Raw genomic sequence first — 16,105 nt, 5'->3', positions numbered from 1 at the left:
GGGCCCGCGGCGCCACCGACGTAGCCGGCGCGACCGGGCGCCGCGGCCCCCTTCGCACCGACCGCCTTGGTGCCCATGGCACCGAGACCGGCTGCCGCGATAAGGGTTCCACCGGTCGCTGTGAGACCCGAGCCGCCGCTGCCGACAATGGCGACCGCCGGCGTGACCAGCCGCATCAGCGCGGGCAGGACGAACGCGACACTGCACAGCAGCACGATGGCCACCAGCATGCGCTGGGCTTCCTCGGCCTCGGGCAGGCCGCCCGCCGGGGTCATCTCGTCCACGTGCCCGGCCGTGGTGAACGCGATCATGTAGACGATCGCCGCCACCGGTTTCCACAGCATGAAGGCGATGATCCAGCCGACCAGCTTCTGATACGACTGCTTACCGGTACTCATGCCGGAGGCGGCGGCCGCCAGCGGCAGCACACCGGCCGCGATCACCAGCAGGCCCTGCCGGACGATGGCCAGCACGATCTGGGCCAGCGCCCCGAGCAATCCGACGATCGCGATGATGAGCACCAGACCGGGCGAGAAAGCCTGTAGCTTACTGGTTTTCACCATCAACTCGGCCATGTTGCGGGCGTTGCCGTCGGTGGAGTCCTGGATGATCCATTCGGCGAAACGGTCCGAGGCCACGGTGCCGGCCACGATCACCGCGCCCAGCATCCAGGAACTGAACACCACCCGGGTGAACATCCGGAACGATTCGGCCGCCTCCTGCATGGCGCCGCCGCGTCTCGCCTCGGCCAATCTGAGACCCGTGATGATGATGGAGGCCATCAAGAGCAGTATCTGTATCTGATACGTGTAGTCGTTGATCTTGGTGAACAGCGAGCCGGAATCGCTGGCGACCTCGTTGGGTACCTTCATCCAGAAGGTCAGCGCCAAGATGATGGCTTCGCCCAGACCGTTCATCAACGAATCGACCACTTTGCCGAAGGTCGAGTCCCAAGCCTTGTCCTTGACCGCGGTGGCCGCTTCACCGGGATGGGTGGCGGCATTGCCCGCCTTGCACACCGCCGCGGCGGCGTCGCCGAGGGATATCCCGGGAATGCCGAGCTCGTCCAGGGCATCGTGTATCTCGTTACAGGTCTGGTCGAACCCGTAGGACTGACCGTAGGCCACCACCGGCGTCGCCATCGACACGGTGAAGATCACCGCGAGGATCGTGACGAGCCGTCTGGCCAGTGACACCCGGTACGAGACCGCGGGAGTTCGCTCCCCGCGCTCGGAAGGGCTGTCTGCGCGCACTACCTGAGCTTCCACATTTCGTCCCAACATCGGAATCACCATCGAGTCCACCCCTCGAGCGATTCGACATACTCGGTCTGTGTGTTCGGCGAGGTGGTCGGCTTGAGCCGCCAATCACCCGCGTCCCACACCATGATCAGTCGCAATGTCACCCACACCGGCTTCGCGTCGAGCGCCGGAGCACGCAGCGCCAACCGCACGATCGCCATATCGTCCGCGTAGTCGTCGATCTTGAACGCGTCGGACGCGACGAGGTACCGGGTCACCGATTCGGGCTGCTGTTCGGGCAGCCGATCCGCTTCCAGGGCCAAGTCGTAGGCCGCGATCTGCTGCGCCGAAACCCGCACCTGCCGTACATAGAGATCACGGTGGGCCGGCCGGGCGTTCAGCCGGTAGGTGATCTGGGCCGCGGCCAGCGCGGCCCCCTGTGGGGTGTGCGAATACCCCACGGCCAGTCCGTCCTCGATCCGGTTCGGGCCGTCGGAACTCGAGAACGGCACCGAGGCCCCGTACACCCGCTGCCAGCCGCGGGGATCGGTGGTGCCCGCCGGCGCGGCGGTCAGCCAGTCGGGGTCCGTCGGCTTGCGCTGCGGTGACGGGTCCTGCGGAAGAACCTGACCCGCGGGGTTGTTGGGGATATCGATGCGCCGGTTGAACACATCCACCTCCGGATCGGCGAAGCCCTCACCCACCGCGGCCGGGGGCGGCGGTGCCGACACGGGTTCGTCGTCGCGGCCCGTCCACATGACGACACCGACCACCACGATCAGCGCCAGTACCGCCGCGGAGGCGATGACTCCGAAGGAGACGCGGTCACGCTGATAGGTCTCCTTCCCGCTCACTTCGGCGCCTCTACTTTCACAGTGTCACTGGGTAATTCGGTCACAGGGTCGATCGGTCGCGTGGTCGATTCCGGATCCGGCAGCCGTAACCTCCAATCCCGGGCGAACCACTCCACTGTCGTGTGGTTCACCGCTCTCGAATTGTCCGAGTACTCGCTGTACACATCCACCGCCGCGCGCTGGTCGCTGTACTCGGTGATCCGGTAACCCAGCAGCCGTGGCGCGTAGACCGGATCCGCGGGACCACTGATGGACAGCTGCACCCGGTTCACCGCCCATTCGTCCTTCGCCGGGCCCGGAACCACTTCCCGGGCAACGATATTCGACCACTGTCCGTCGTCGGCGATCGCCAGGCGCACGGCGTGCACCATGGCGGCCACCCCGGCGCCGGTCGGGGTCTGCTCGAAACCCGTTGCGGCACCGTCGGTTTGAGCCGTCGGACCCTGATCGCTATGAGGTAACGATACGCCCTGGAACGGCACCCAGCGCACATTCGTCGGGGGCGCCGACAGATCGGGCGGTGCCGCAGCGTCCTCGCCGCCACAGCCCACGGCGCCGGCCAGCAGCAGCGCGGACAGCATATGGGCAGCCCTGAGGACATACGGCCGGCCGGACCGGCGCGGGGCCGGAATCACGGTCGATTTCATGCGCAGGTCGTTCTCCTCGCCTCGCCCCGGATCATCCGGGCAGGAACGCCAGGGCGATACCGGAGGCGCCGCTGGCCACGATCGCGCCGAGCAGGCTCATGAGCACCCCGTGCGACGCGTCGTTCATCGCCAGATCACCCTTGAACGTCAGCCACAGCTTTCCGGCCGAAACGATCATCCACGCCAGACAGCCCATGAGAACGAACCAGAGCAGCCAGTTCAGCAACTGCATCAACGGTTCCAAAACTTCGGCCGGCATCTGCTTGTACGCAAGAACACCGGCCGCCCCGACCAGATCCATTACAACCTCACGTTCCGATGACGGCGTTCATGATCGTGCCGGCACTGGTCGCGACCACGCCGCCGATCATCGCTCCGGCCACCATCTTCGGGGACTCCAGTCCACCGCCGGTCCATTTCTCCCACGCGAATTTGCCGCCCGCGTAGATGATGCCGCAGATCCCGGACAGCAGGACGAACCAGGTGAGGTACCGCACCAGCTGCAGGATCTTCTCCGACCCGGGCGGCGCCTCGGGCGTCGGATTGCCCACCTGGGCTACAACAACGGTGTCGTAGGCCTGGGCAACGGCGAGAAGTACGGTGCTCATCGGGTGCCTTTCTCGATAGTTGAGGTGCAACATTCGGTCCGCGCGAGCGCGGGGAGCACGACACGGAATACATGCTCGACGGCGGCGATCACGGCATCACTCCTCTACGAATCTCGATCGGCCCCGAGTGGGGGCGGCCTCCGATTCCTCCAGCGCGGCCCGGGCGGCCGCGACGATTTCCGAACCGAGTTCCCTGATGTCCAGGGGAACTTCGTCGAGCGGGTCGATCCGGCGGCGGCGCTGCGGCGAGGTCGCGACACCCGGCGTCCACACCGGCAATTTCTCCGGTTCGACCAGCGTCCACTCCTCGTACCAGGGCACCTGCCAGATCTGGCCGGCCAGTGAGGCGACCACATCGCGATAGCGGCGGATCTCCGGCGCCATCCGGCCCGGCCGCGCCGCCACCGTGATGAGACCGAGAACCTGGCTGGGCCCGGCGAACCCCGAGTGGTGCTGACGCAGCAGATCGTGCGCATGGGTCAGTCCGGCGATGGTCTCCCGCGCCACCAGTACCACGAACGGCGACTCCCGGTCGAAGACACCGGGCCAGCGCCGGCCACAATCCGCGGCGGGCGCCAGCACATGGGCCAGCGAGCTGGCGCCGGCGCCGCCGTGGACACCCAGCAACCACACCAGCGGCGCACGGCCGGCGCCGGGAACAGGACGGTCCCAGATTCCGGCGCGCCGGGATTCCGGTGGCGGTACCACTCCGGCAGCGGCGTTACGGTCGGGTCGGCGAGGAAGATTCATGGCAACAGACATGATGCCTCCCTCCGAGATGCCGCAGGTAATCCGCGGAGCCCGTAGCGCCGGCGGAGAGTTCGCATCATGACTCCATCCCGGCGAGTAGGCGCTCGTAGGTCTGCCGCGTCTCGTCGGCGAGTGCGACGTGGCGCACCAGTTCGCCGCGTGCCAGATGGGGGTCGTAGGGGACCTCGACGATATCGCGGACCCAGCCGGCCAGATGTTCGCGCAAATGGTCGGCTACCCGCGAATCGGCGCCGCGCTGCTGATGGGAGATCACGATGGTGGTGTCGCCGACGATCCCGCCGCCCATGGGCTCCGACGAGTCGCCGTATTCGTCGTCGAGCCATTCGAGGGTGACCCGCAGGCGGTTGGCCGCGTCGACGCGCGCCGGAATTGTCAGAACCAATGCGACATCCGCGTCATCGAGCAACGGCCGCAACTGCCGGCTCGCGATCGGATTGCCGCCGTCGTAGACGCCGGTGTAGCCGGCCTGATCGACAGCCCGGGCCACGGTGAGATAGCTCGCGCGGCGGCGCAGCGGGGCGGCGTCACGCCACAGCAGGCCGATCCCGGAGGTCGCCCGGGACATACAGTCCTTCAACGGGGCCGGTTCGTCATCGCCGCGGCCGTACAACCACTGCTGCATGCTGATCGGGTGCAGATGCTCGTCGGCACCGCGCAGGGCCAGATCCCCCCCGGCCGGGGTGGCGTCCACCGCGACCGTGGCGACACCCGCGAGGCCGAGCTCGCCCGCCAGCCCGAGCGCGGTGGTCGTGGTACCGGCGCCGCCACAGCCGCCCACCACCAGGATCGGCCGGGGCTCGCCGACCGCGCGGGTCCGGACGCCACCCGGCAACCGCACCACCCGCGCCTTCGGCTCCCCCGGTGCCTCGTCCGTCACCTCGGCATCCGGTGCGGTATCGAGCCAGCGGCTCCAATCCTCTCCCATCGCAGCACTCTCCTCTATCCGGCCGAGATACCCGTGATGAGGGTGCGGCCGTCGATCACCGCGGTGGTGACCGTTTGCCTGCTGTAGGTAGCGGGCTCGCCTCCGGGCCGGAACTCGGTGACCTCGACCGTGTACCGGCCATCGGCCACGGTCACGATCTGTACGCAGTGTGCGGTGCCGGGCGCGACGGTGTCGATACCGGCCTGGATCACCTCGGCGGCGGACACCGGGGCGTCGGGCGCGACCGCGGCGCGCGCTTCGGCACCGGAACGCTGCACGTAGTAAGCGTATTGGAAGCGCAGAATCGCCTCGGGCCCGGAATTCGTCCCGCCCGGCCCCGCGCCACGCACCATCTGCGGGGTCTGTTCGGCCGGACACCTCGCGGCGCCGGGATCGGCGCCGCTGCTCCCGGCGGTGAAGCGCAGGCCCGTGCCCGCGTCGGGAGCCGCTCCGGGGCCGGCGGCACCCGGGGTTCCGGGCACCAGCAGGTACAGCACCACGGCGGCGGCGATTCCGAGCAGCACCACGGCGGCGAGCAGTACTCCGGCGGTACGGCGCCGGCGGGCGCCGTCATCGGCCCCGATATCGCGCAGCCGGGCCGGGGTTCGGCCGATCCGCGCGGGTTCGGCGAGTTCTTCGTCGTCGGTCCAGGGAAACCGCACCAGATCCGCGTCCCGGTCCTCCGCGGGCGCGTCCACCCAGTCCGACCAACCACCGGTGAATTCGGTGCGCCGGCCGGAGAGTTCGGCGGGTGCCGGATCGGGCCGGGCGGTCGCGCTTGCGGCCTCGGCGATGTAATCGGGGTACCGGGCGGGGCCGTCATCGGCGCCCGGTACGGCCGCACCGCCGGGCTCGGGCGCGCGGGACGAGGTATCCGTGTCGCGCGCCCCCTCCGGCTCCAGCGGACCGTACCATCGATCGAGCTTTTTGTAGGACTTCAACATTCCCCCATTCCCGTGGCGCCGGGCGCGTGATCTGGCATCATCGATCCCTCTCGGCGATCAGTTCACGGAGAACGAGTCGGTTTCGGTTGTACGGGCTGTGGGAGTGATGGTCACCGGACCCTCCGGGGCACCATTGTTCACTCCTGTCCCAAATGGGAATTGTCCCGTACCGGAGGGAGCGGGCGCGGGCGACGCGCCGGGATCGGAACCTGAGAATCCGTTCGGAGCGGGAACTGTGCTGTCCGGCCTGCTCGGGAGCTGCGGTACCGCCTTTTCCGCGACAGGTTCGTTGTCGCTGCCGTGTACCGCGGCGAGATCCCGCGCGGCGGCGGCGAACCAGTCGGCGATGAAGCGGGTGGGCGCCTCACCGGTGGCCGAAATGGCCGCATTGCCATAGGCCTGGTGCCGCTGGATGGTGTCCCAGTAGCGCACCCATGTCGTGGTGTCGAGCAGGGCGTGGTTGTCGGTGATGTTGTCGACGACCGCGTCGAAGGCCTGACTCACCAATCGGATACCGGTGGTAGGCGGAACAAGCTGCGGAATCGCTCCCAGCAGTTTGACTCCCAGCATCATCAGCGCCGCCGGTGGATTCGCCAGACCGGCGGTGGCCAGTTCGGCGATCGCCGTGGGGTTCAACACCGTACGGACCACCGTGACCACCGCGTTCAGCCCGATCATGCCCACTTTCAGCAGGGCTCGCATGGCCCCCGGGATATCCAGCGGGGTCCGCGGGTCGGCGGCATCGGCCAGCCGTTCGGAGATCGACTTCTTCGGCGAGATGTTCAGCGTCGCCAGCGAGGTGCCCTGGATGTCCTCGTTGACCACCTTGGTGGCCGTTTTGATCGAGGTGAACGCCAGGGCCTGGGCGATCGAGGTGAGCGAGGCGATCGGATCGCCGCCACTGAGCTTCATCTGCCCCACGACACCGGCCACCGCCTTGAGAATCGGCGCGCCTTCGGGGGCGTCGCAGGCGAGATCGCCCGCGGCGCAGAAACTGGCCACCCGGCCGGTGAGCGCACCGAAATTCTCCGCGGTGTCCCGGTCCGGCGCGATACCACCGCCGGTGGCCGGCGTCTGGTTCAGTGCCGCGATATGCCCGATCGCGGCGCCCTCCGTACCGGGCGCGGGGTCGGGGTTGGCCTTACCCGGCGCACCGGGGAACAGCGGCGCTCCGGCATTACGGGTCGGGTCACCGATCAACGCGACGGCGGCGACCTTGTCCGCGGGCAGGCCACCCTGCCCCCGGCCGACCTCCTGCGCGAACACCGAGGCCACATGCGCGCCCTGCGAATACCCGACGATCGCGAAGCGGGTCTCCGGGCAGCGCTGCGCCACCGAGTTCGCCATACTGCGCAACCGGATCAGGCCGCCCTTCACCGAATCCGAATACGGTGTGGCGCTACCGCCGTCGACCCCGCCGAAGCTGGACTCGTAGGGTACGTAGGCACGCTCGACCAGCCCCTGCTCGGGCGCCGCGGCCATGAGTGGCCGGAAGACGGTGGACAGCATGCCGGTATCGGTCGTCGGCGCGGCATCCGGCGAGGATTCACCGGTGCCCTGAATCCCCAACGCGTACAGTGCCGGACACGAGGTCACCGCGAGTTCGGTCGATGGACCCGCCGGATTCGGCGGTTGAGCGTACGCGGGAGCGGCGAGTGTGCCTGCTGTCGCCGTCGCCACAGCGACGGTGAATGCGATCAGCATCCCCGAGAATCTTGTGCATCCAGCCATAGCGACCCGCAATCAGTCCTACCGCAGTTACCGAGCGCGACGAAACGCAGTAAACGGTAACAGATTCCGGCTATGACCGCTGAAGCGCCGAAGAGTTTACGCGACCCGCCAGCACGATCCGTACGAGACGCGGCGCGCCGACGCCCGAACGTTATATTCTTCCGGCCAGCGCGGAAGTGCTGCCAAGACCCCGAAACACGTCCGGGGACACCCCTGTTCCGCTCTCGGTGCGGGACAGAATCCGCAGGAAACGCAAGCGGTCACCACCGGGACACCCGGAACCACCGACCGGCGCCTGCGCACCGCTCGGCCGCCGGGACCACCGCGGCGGACACATGAGTACACGAGCCCCCGGCCACGGCGCGCACGCGCACGCCCGGGAGGATCACGACCACAGCGGGGCGGCGGGACGCTCAGGCGGCGGAGGTCACCCGGTACACGTCGTAGACGCCCTCGACATTGCGGACAACATTCAGCAAATGCCCGAGATGCTTCGGATCACCCATCTCGAAGGTGAACTTACTGATCGCCACCCGGTCGCCGTGGGTGGCCACCGATGCGGACAGGATGTTGACCTTCTCGTCGGCGAGCACCTTGGTGACATCGGAGAGCAGCCGGGTGCGGTCCAGCGCCTCGATCTGGATGGCCACCAGGAACACCGAATGCGGCGACGGCGCCCACTCCACCTCGATGATGCGTTCGGACTGGGCACGCAGCGAATCGGCATTGGTGCAATCGACCCGGTGCACACTCACCGACCCGCCGCGGGTGACAAAACCCATGATCTCGTCACCCGGTACCGGAGTGCAGCATTTGGCCAGCTTGGCGACGGTCCCCTCGGCGCCGGGGATCAGTACGCCGGCATCACCGGTGAGCCGCTGCCGCGACGGTGTGGTGGACGGGGTGGACCGTTCGGCGAGTTCGTTCTCGACATCGCCGATCCCACCCAGCTGGGCCATCAGCCGCTGCACCACATGATGCGCGGAGACCTGATGTTCGCCGACCGCGGTGTATAGCGCGGAGATATCGCTGTAGTGCAGTTCGTGGGCGACGGCGGTCATGGCGTCGACGCTCATCAGCCGCTGCAGCGGCAGTCCGACGCGGCGGACTTCCTTGTTGATCTGATCCTTACCGCTCTCCAGCGCCTCTTCACGCCGTTCCTTGGCGAACCACTGCCGGATCTTGGCCTTGGCGCGCGGCGAGACGACGAAGGTCTGCCAGTCCCGGCTGGGCCCGGCATTGGGCGCCTTGGAGGTGAAGACCTCGACGACCTCGCCGTTCTCCAGCTGGCGTTCCAGCGCGACCAGCCGCCCGTTGACCCGGGCGCCGATGCATTTGTGCCCGACCTCGGTATGCACCGCGTAGGCGAAATCCACCGGAGTCGACTTCTGCGGCAGCGTGATCACATCACCCTTAGGGGTGAAGACGAAGATCTCCGGCGCCTTGAGGTCGAAGCGCAGCGACTCCAGGAACTCCGCGGGGTCGGCGGCCTCCCGCTGCCAGTCGAGCAGCTGCCGCATCCAGGCCATATCGTCGACCTCGGCGGCGTCCCCGGAATGGCGGCCCTTGGTCTCTTTGTAGCGCCAGTGCGCGGCGATGCCGAATTCGGCGGTCCGGTGCATATCGTGGGTCCGGATCTGCACCTCGAGCGGTTTACCGTCCGGGCCGACCACCGTGGTGTGCAGCGACTGGTAGACGCCGTAGCGCGGCTGGGCGATGTAGTCCTTGAACCGCCCGGCCATCGGCTGCCACAGCGAATGCACCACGCCGACCGCGGCGTAGCAGTCGCGCACCTCGTCGCACAGGATCCGGATACCCACCAGGTCGTGGATATCGTCGAAGTCCTTCCCCTTCACGATCATCTTCTGGTAGATCGACCAGTAGTGCTTGGGGCGGCCCTCGACGGTGGCGGGAATCCGGGACGCCGCGAGGGTGTTGACGATCTCCGCGCGCACCTTCGCGAGATAGGTGTCACGTGACGGCGCCCGGTCGGCGACCAAGCGGACGATCTCGTCGTACTTCTTCGGATGCAGAATCGCGAACGCGAGATCCTCGAGTTCCCACTTCACGGTGGCCATGCCCAGCCGATGCGCCAGCGGCGCGATCACCTCGAGGGTTTCGCGTGCCTTCTTGGCCTGCTTCTCCGGGGGCAGGAACCGCATGGTCCGCATATTGTGCAACCGGTCGGCCACCTTGATCACCAGGACACGCGGGTCACGCGCCATGGCGATGATCATCTTGCGGATGGTCTCGGCCTCCGCCGCGGCACCCAGATTCACCTTGTCCAGCTTGGTGACACCGTCGACGAGGTGGGCCACCTCGGAGCCGAAATCCGCGGTCAGCTGCTCGAGCGAGTACCCGGTGTCCTCGACGGTGTCGTGCAGCAGGGCCGCGACCAAGGTGGTGGTGTCCATCCCCAGCTCGGCCAGGATGTTCGCGACTGCCAGTGGGTGGGTGATGTACGGGTCACCGGATTTGCGGAACTGGGTCGCGTGCCGCTCGTCGGCCACATCGAACGCCCGCTGCAACTGGGTGAGGTTGGCCTTCGGGTACAGCTCGCGGTGCACCGTGGCCAGCGGCTCGAGCACCGGTTTGACCGCCGGGATGCCACGTTGACCGGTCATCCGCCGGGCCAGCCGGGCCCGTACCCGGCGCGAAGCCGAACTCGGTACCGCGCCCGAGGACCGAGCGCCGTCGGGTTCGGGCGCGGTCCCCGGGCGCGAACCGGCGGCAGGGGCGGGGGTGGCGGCACCTTTCGACTGCGAACCGGACGTCTGCTCGACATTCGCCTCGCCCAGATGCTGAGTCATGCCACCACCTCTCCATGCCGCGGCAGATCACCGCAACGTTCCAGACCACCAACTTTAACCCCCACAGCACCGTGGGAAACCCCCGCCGCAACACCATCGACATGGATCGATATCCGCGGGCCACCCGGGAGAACGCCCGATCGCACCCCGGCGTTGCCCGGCGGCGCGGCCGGGGGTCATTCCAGCAGACCGGCCGAGGTCAGTTCCAACTGTCGAGTGATGCCGATCTCGTCCAGGAACCGCTGATCATGACTCACCACCAGCAACGCTCCCCGATACGCGGCGAGCGCCTGCGTGAGATGGCCGAGGCTCACCAGATCGAGATTGTTGGTGGGTTCGTCCAGTATCAGCAGGCCGGGCGCGGGTTCGGCGAGCAGCAGGACAGCCAGCGCGGCCCGCAGCCGCTCGCCACCGGACAGGCCGGCGGCGGGCACATCGGCGGCGGCACCACGGAACAGGAACCGGGCGAGCTGGGCGCGGATGCGCTCCGGTGCGGCGTGCGGGGCGGCGTCGGCGACATTGTCGTATATGGTCCGGTGCTCGTCGAAGATATCGAGACGCTGCGGGAGCAGCCGCCAGGGAACTCGGGGCGGTTCCATGGTGATCCGCCGCAGCAGCGTGGTCTTGCCCACGCCGTTGCGGCCGGTGATCGCCAGCCGCTCCGGCCCCCGCACCGTGAGGGACACCACCGGACCGTTGGCCAGTTCCACCCCGTCCAGATCGAGGACTTCCTGCCCGGGATGCAGACAGGTACCGGGCAGAGCGACGCGGATCTCACGATCGTCGCGCAGCATCTCCTCGGCCTTGTCCAGCCGCTGCGCGGCGTCCTGCGCTTTCTCCAGGTGGTTGTTGCGCAGTTTGCCCGCCGCCACCTGCGCCTGCCGTTTGCGCTGACCCATGATGATCTTCGGTTCGCGTTTGTTCTCGAACATCTTCTGCCCGTATCGCTGCCGCCGATCGAGTTTGATCCGGGCCTGTACCAGTTCCCGAGACTGTCTGCGCACATCGCTGCGGGCATCCCGGATCGCTGCCCGCGCTGTCTGCTGTTCCTGCTCGACGGCACGCTCGTAGTCGCTGTAGTTGCCGCCGAACAATCGCAGCGCGCCGCCGCGGAGTTCGGCGATGGTGTCCATCCGCTCGAGCAGATCGCGGTCGTGGCTGACCACCACGACGGTCCCGGTGAACTGTGCGACCACCTCGTAGAGGCGGGCGCGGGCGGCCCGGTCGAGGTTGTTGGTGGGTTCGTCGAGCAACATCACATCAGGTTCGGTCAGCAGTTGCGCGCCCAGGCCGAGCAGTACGGTCTCGCCACCGGACAGCGTCGCCAGGCGGCGGTCCAGCTGCTGTACACCGTCGGCGAGATAGCCGAGTCCGAGCCGGCCGAGCATCGCCACCGCGCGTTCCTCGATATCCCACTGCGTACCGACGATCTCGAAATCGGTCTCGCCGGCGTCACCGGACTCGATGCGGTGCAGCGCTTCTCGTATCACAGCGATATCGAGCACCTCGTCGACGCGCCGGCCGGCGGCGAGCCCGAGGTCCTGACGCAGATATGCCGGCTTCCCGGTCACGGTGATCGACCCGCGGGCGGGTGGCAGATCGCGCGCCATCAGCCGCAGCAGGGTGGATTTCCCGGCGCCGTTGGCTCCGACCAGCCCGATATGGCCTGCGGTGAGCACCGCGTCGAGCCCGTCGAATACCGGAGTCCCGTCGGACCAGGTGAAAGAAAGATCGGAAAGACGAATATCGGCCATGGCTGCCCCTGGAGGTATCGATACGGAGGCGACGCGCAGAACGCGGGCCGCACGAGCGACTACCTCATGAGAGCAACGGCAGCTCCGATCATCGGGAACAAGACTCCGGCGACACTACGCGCCGGCCATCGCGAACGCCAGCACATTATGGCCCGAGTCACCCGGGCCCGGAAGGCGGGCACCCGATCCTGGCACCCCGGCCGTCCTGTCGCGGCGACACGTGGCTCGTGCGCGACCCGATGCGCTCACCTCGGAGCTCGTCTCGAACTGCCCGGTATCCCGCCGCCGAGCGGCCGGGTGACTAGACGGTGACGATCGACGTGACCGGGTACTCGCCCTGCCGGGCCCGTCCACCCAGCGCCTCGAGTTCCAGCACGACCGCGGCAGCCACCACCTCGGCCCCGGCATCGGAGAACAGATCGGCCGCCGCGGCCAGCGTGCCGCCGGTCGCCAGGACATCGTCGAGCAGCAGTACGCGGCGGCCCGCCAGCGCCACGCCGGTGGCCGGGATCTCCAACGCCGCCGTACCGTATTCGAGTTCGTACTCCCGGGTGAACACCGGCGGTGGGAGTTTGCCGCGCTTACGGACGGCCAGCACACCGGTTCCCAGCGTGGTGGCGACTCCGGCGCCGAGGAGAAAGCCGCGGGCGTCGACCCCGGCCACCAGATCGGCATCAGGTACCAGCGCGGCCAAGCAGTCCACCACTGTGCGAAAACCCACGGGATCGGCGAAAACCGGAGTGAGATCGGCGAATCGGACCCCTTGTTCCGGGAAGTCGTCGGCCCAGCGGGTGTATCTGCGCACCATCTCGGCGGCCTGACCGGATCTTTCGGCCACCGAGTCCGCGGGTTCGACCGCCGCATGCTTGCTCATCCACACCTCCATCGTCGGCAACCGCCGCGCAGCTCAGCGCTGCAGAACCCACTTGTCCATATTCCAGCCGGATCCGGCCCGGGTGGGCCCCGCGACGGCGTTCTGCAACCCGCCGCCGAAGGCGATGGTGCGCGGGGTCGCGAACAACGGAACGCTCGGCAGCTGGGCCCACAGCAGGTTCTCCGCCTCGGCCAGCAGATTCAGCTGATCCGTCGAGTTGTCGTCGGCCGCAAGCTGATCGGTGATCGCATCGTAGCGGCCGTTACGGAACTGACCGACATTGAGCCCGCCGCCGCTGCGCAGTCCGCTCACCGCGACGGTGCCGTCGAGCGAACCGGCCGGGCCGGGCAGTCCGCCGGGGCCGCCGAGGATCGCGTCCACCGCGCCACCGGCCAGTTGCGCGGTACCGAAGTCCGGCGTGCCGGCGTCCTCGACGGTGATCCCGGCCGCTCGGCAGGAGTCGGCGATCATGGACACGGTGCGGGCGCGACGGGCATCCGGGGCCAGATAACCGACACGGACAGTGAGCTGCTTCTTCCCGGTCTCGGCGAGCGCGGACTTCGCGCCGGCCACATCACCGCCGGCGAACGGGTCGGCGGCACCGGTCACCGCCGGGTAGAACAGCGAGTCCGGCTGCACGATCCGCGAATCCGCCGGGCCGGAGCCCAGTCCGGTCTCCGGCGCCTCCGCAACCCGGCCGAGCTGATCGAACAGCGCCTGGCGGGGCACACACAGCGCGAACGCGCGCCGCGCGGCATCGGTTTCGAAAACTCCCCCCGTACCGAGCACCAGCTGCTCCACCCCGCGGCTGGGCTGCTGTTCGACGGCGAAGGCGTCCAGATTCAGCTCCGGCAGTGAGCCCGTGCCGATATCGACCACGGCGACCGAACCGTCCTCGATATGGGCGGCGATATCGGCCGGTTTCGGGTACACCACGATCCGGCCGGTGGCGGGAGCGTCACCCCACCAGCGTTCGTTGGCCACCAGGACCAGTCCGTCGTCGAGATCGAACGATTCGATCCGGTAGGGCCCGGACGATGGGAAGGCGGTGATATCGAGATCACCGGGCGCCAGATTCCATCCGGTGTTCCAGAACTGGGCCAGCCGGTCCAGGGCGGGCCGGTCGTCGTTCTGGACGGCGGCGACGATATCGGGCACATTCGCCGCCTGGGTCGCCACATGGGCGGGCATCAGTTCACCGGCGCCGAACAGGGTGCGCCAGGGCGAGTAGCGACGGCCCGGCCGGAACACCACGGTGCCGTCCTTGGACCCCGGCTGGCATTCCACCCGCTCGATATCCTCGTAGCCGGCCGTGCTCGCCGAATCGAACCCGGGAAACCGGCCGCTGCGCGCGGCCCAGGTGAATACCAGGTCGTCGCACGAGGTGGGGACACCGTCGGAGTAGACCCCCGCGGGGTTCAGCCGGTACTGGATGGTCTGCGCCTCCCCGGGCACCTCTTTGGCGGTGCCGGTATCGGTGTCGGCGATCGGCTGCCCGTCGGGACCGGTGTAGAAGAAACCGGTGAGCACCCGGCCGAACACCGCCTGGGCGGCGGCCGCACCGGCGGTGGTCCCGCCGTTGTAGCTGGTGACGGTGGTGTCGACGGCGTAGCCGATCGAGGGCACCTTGTCCTTGCCGGAACACCCGGCCGCCAATCCGGCCGCCGCGGCCGTGGCCGCGAGCACCGCGATGGTCCGGCGCAGAGATGAGTGTCGCATCGAACTACCCCTCGTCTGTCAGTGCCGCCTCTGTCGTTTTCCGGTGGGGCGGGCGCCGGGCGGAGGCCCGCCGGGCCCGGTGCTTCGTGGGTTGCGCTGATTCGGATCTCCGGGTGCGCCCGCGGGGCGCCGGCCCGGCACCGCCGCGGGCCGGTCGCCGCCGGGGACGGGCCGCCCGCTCGCCTGCGCGGCACGGCGGGCGTGCACCTTCTTCGTATGCGCCGCCACCGGGCCCCAGCGTTCTTTGATGGATACCAGCAGCGGAGTGGCGAAGAAGATCGACGAGTAGGCGCCGACCAGCGTGCCGACGAGCTGCACCAGCGCCAGGTCCTGCAGGGTGCCGACCCCCAGCATCCACACCGCGATCACCATCAGGCCGACGATCGGCAGCGCGCCGATGAGGGTGGTGTTGATGGAACGCATCAGGGTCTGGTTGATGGCCAGGTTCGCCTGCTCCCCGTAGGTGCGCCGGCTCGTGTGCAGCACCCCGCGGGTGTTCTCTTCGACCTTGTCGAATACGACCACCGAGTCGTAGAGCGAGAACCCGAGGATGGTGAGCATGCCGATCACCATGGCGGGGGTGACCTCGAAGCCGACCAGTGAATACACCCCGGCTGTGACCAGCAGGTCGAAGACCAGGGCGGCCAGCGCCGCCAAGGCCATATCGCGTTCGTAGCGGATAGCGATGTAGACGCTGACCAGTACCAGGAACACCGCCAGCGCGATCAGCGCCTGCCTGGTGATCTGACCGCCCCAGGTCTCGCTGACATCGGAGGCGCTGATGGCGTTGCGGCTCGGATTCCCGCTGTCGTCGCGCGGCTGGAACTGGTCGAACAGCGCGGTCTGCAGGGCGCCGAGCTGTTCGGCGTCCAGTGTCTCCGAGCGGATCAGGATGGTCTTGCCGTCGCCGGTGCCCACGGTCTGCACCGATTCGGGCGGCGAACCGATGGTGTCGCTGTATACCGTCTCCACCTGCTCGGTGGTGACATCACCTGCCGGCAGCTGGATACGGGAGCCACCGACGAAATCGATACCGAAGGTGAACCCGCGCACCGCCATACTGATCAGGCAGACCAGCACGATTCCGGCGGTGATCAGATACCAGCGGCGGCGGTTGCCGACCACATCGAGTACACCGGTGCCGGTGTAGAGGCGGTTCAACCAGCTGTGCCGGGCGCCGGAGGGGCGCGGCGCGGCGGGTTTGTCCATCGTCACGGGGCTGTTCAT

14 protein-coding genes are annotated in these 16,105 nt (G+C 68.2%); all 14 read right to left on the bottom strand.

What is annotated here, in order from left to right:
* The coding region (locus NS4_RS20325) for a conjugal transfer protein TraG N-terminal domain-containing protein (RefSeq protein WP_245665581.1) at window positions 1–1,283 on the bottom strand (1,283 nt) is incomplete at its 3' end.
* A gap of 5 nt (window positions 1,284–1,288) precedes the next feature.
* Complete coding sequence (locus NS4_RS20320) at window positions 1,289–2,095, bottom strand: DUF8175 domain-containg protein (RefSeq protein ID WP_063061106.1); 807 nt, start codon at window positions 2,093–2,095, stop codon at window positions 1,289–1,291.
* The gene (locus NS4_RS20315; RefSeq protein ID WP_245665579.1) at window positions 2,092–2,742 is read right to left on the bottom strand and encodes a DUF8175 domain-containg protein; all 651 of its coding nucleotides are present in this window, start codon (window positions 2,740–2,742) and stop codon (window positions 2,092–2,094) included. The genes NS4_RS20320 and NS4_RS20315 overlap by 4 nt, the downstream gene beginning before the upstream one ends.
* 31 nt (window positions 2,743–2,773) lie before the next feature.
* Window positions 2,774–3,043, bottom strand: a complete 270-nt coding sequence (locus tag NS4_RS20310) for a hypothetical protein (protein WP_030521531.1) — start codon at window positions 3,041–3,043, stop codon at window positions 2,774–2,776.
* A 7-nt stretch (window positions 3,044–3,050) separates the two neighbouring features.
* Window positions 3,051–3,350: a hypothetical protein gene (locus NS4_RS20305; protein WP_063061104.1), complete on the bottom strand. Its 300-nt coding sequence runs from the start codon at window positions 3,348–3,350 to the stop codon at window positions 3,051–3,053.
* Between the two features lie 96 nt (window positions 3,351–3,446).
* Window positions 3,447–4,112, bottom strand: coding sequence for a hypothetical protein (locus NS4_RS20300; protein ID WP_063061103.1), 666 nt, complete (start codon window positions 4,110–4,112; stop codon window positions 3,447–3,449).
* 64 nt (window positions 4,113–4,176) lie between these two features.
* On the bottom strand, window positions 4,177–5,046 hold the full coding sequence (locus NS4_RS20295) for a MinD/ParA family ATP-binding protein (RefSeq protein WP_063061102.1): 870 nt from the start codon (window positions 5,044–5,046) through the stop codon (window positions 4,177–4,179).
* A 14-nt stretch (window positions 5,047–5,060) separates the two neighbouring features.
* Complete coding sequence (locus NS4_RS20290; RefSeq protein ID WP_063061101.1) at window positions 5,061–5,990, bottom strand: DUF8176 domain-containing protein; 930 nt, start codon at window positions 5,988–5,990, stop codon at window positions 5,061–5,063.
* A 57-nt stretch (window positions 5,991–6,047) separates the two neighbouring features.
* The gene (locus NS4_RS20285; RefSeq protein ID WP_063061100.1) at window positions 6,048–7,694 is read right to left on the bottom strand and encodes a cutinase family protein; all 1,647 of its coding nucleotides are present in this window, start codon (window positions 7,692–7,694) and stop codon (window positions 6,048–6,050) included.
* Between the two features lie 440 nt (window positions 7,695–8,134).
* Entirely contained in the window at window positions 8,135–10,531 is a 2,397-nt protein-coding gene (locus tag NS4_RS20280) for a RelA/SpoT family protein (protein ID WP_063061099.1), read from the bottom strand.
* A 176-nt stretch (window positions 10,532–10,707) separates the two neighbouring features.
* Entirely contained in the window at window positions 10,708–12,285 is a 1,578-nt protein-coding gene (locus NS4_RS20275; protein WP_063061098.1) for an ABC-F family ATP-binding cassette domain-containing protein, read from the bottom strand.
* A gap of 301 nt (window positions 12,286–12,586) precedes the next feature.
* Window positions 12,587–13,159 carry an adenine phosphoribosyltransferase gene (locus NS4_RS20270; RefSeq protein ID WP_063061119.1) on the bottom strand — a complete coding sequence of 191 codons (573 nt, stop codon included), beginning with the start codon at window positions 13,157–13,159 and terminating at the stop codon, window positions 12,587–12,589.
* Window positions 13,160–13,192: 33 nt separating this feature from the next.
* Window positions 13,193–14,878: an ABC transporter substrate-binding protein gene (locus NS4_RS20265; RefSeq protein ID WP_063061097.1), complete on the bottom strand. Its 1,686-nt coding sequence runs from the start codon at window positions 14,876–14,878 to the stop codon at window positions 13,193–13,195.
* Window positions 14,879–14,896: 18 nt separating this feature from the next.
* Complete coding sequence (secF, locus tag NS4_RS20260) at window positions 14,897–16,105, bottom strand: protein translocase subunit SecF (protein WP_084487539.1); 1,209 nt, start codon at window positions 16,103–16,105, stop codon at window positions 14,897–14,899.

Source organism: Nocardia sienata NBRC 100364, assembly GCF_001613205.1.
GTDB lineage: Bacteria > Actinomycetota > Actinomycetes > Mycobacteriales > Mycobacteriaceae > Nocardia > Nocardia sienata.
This window is presented reverse-complemented; position numbering and strand designations above follow the sequence as displayed.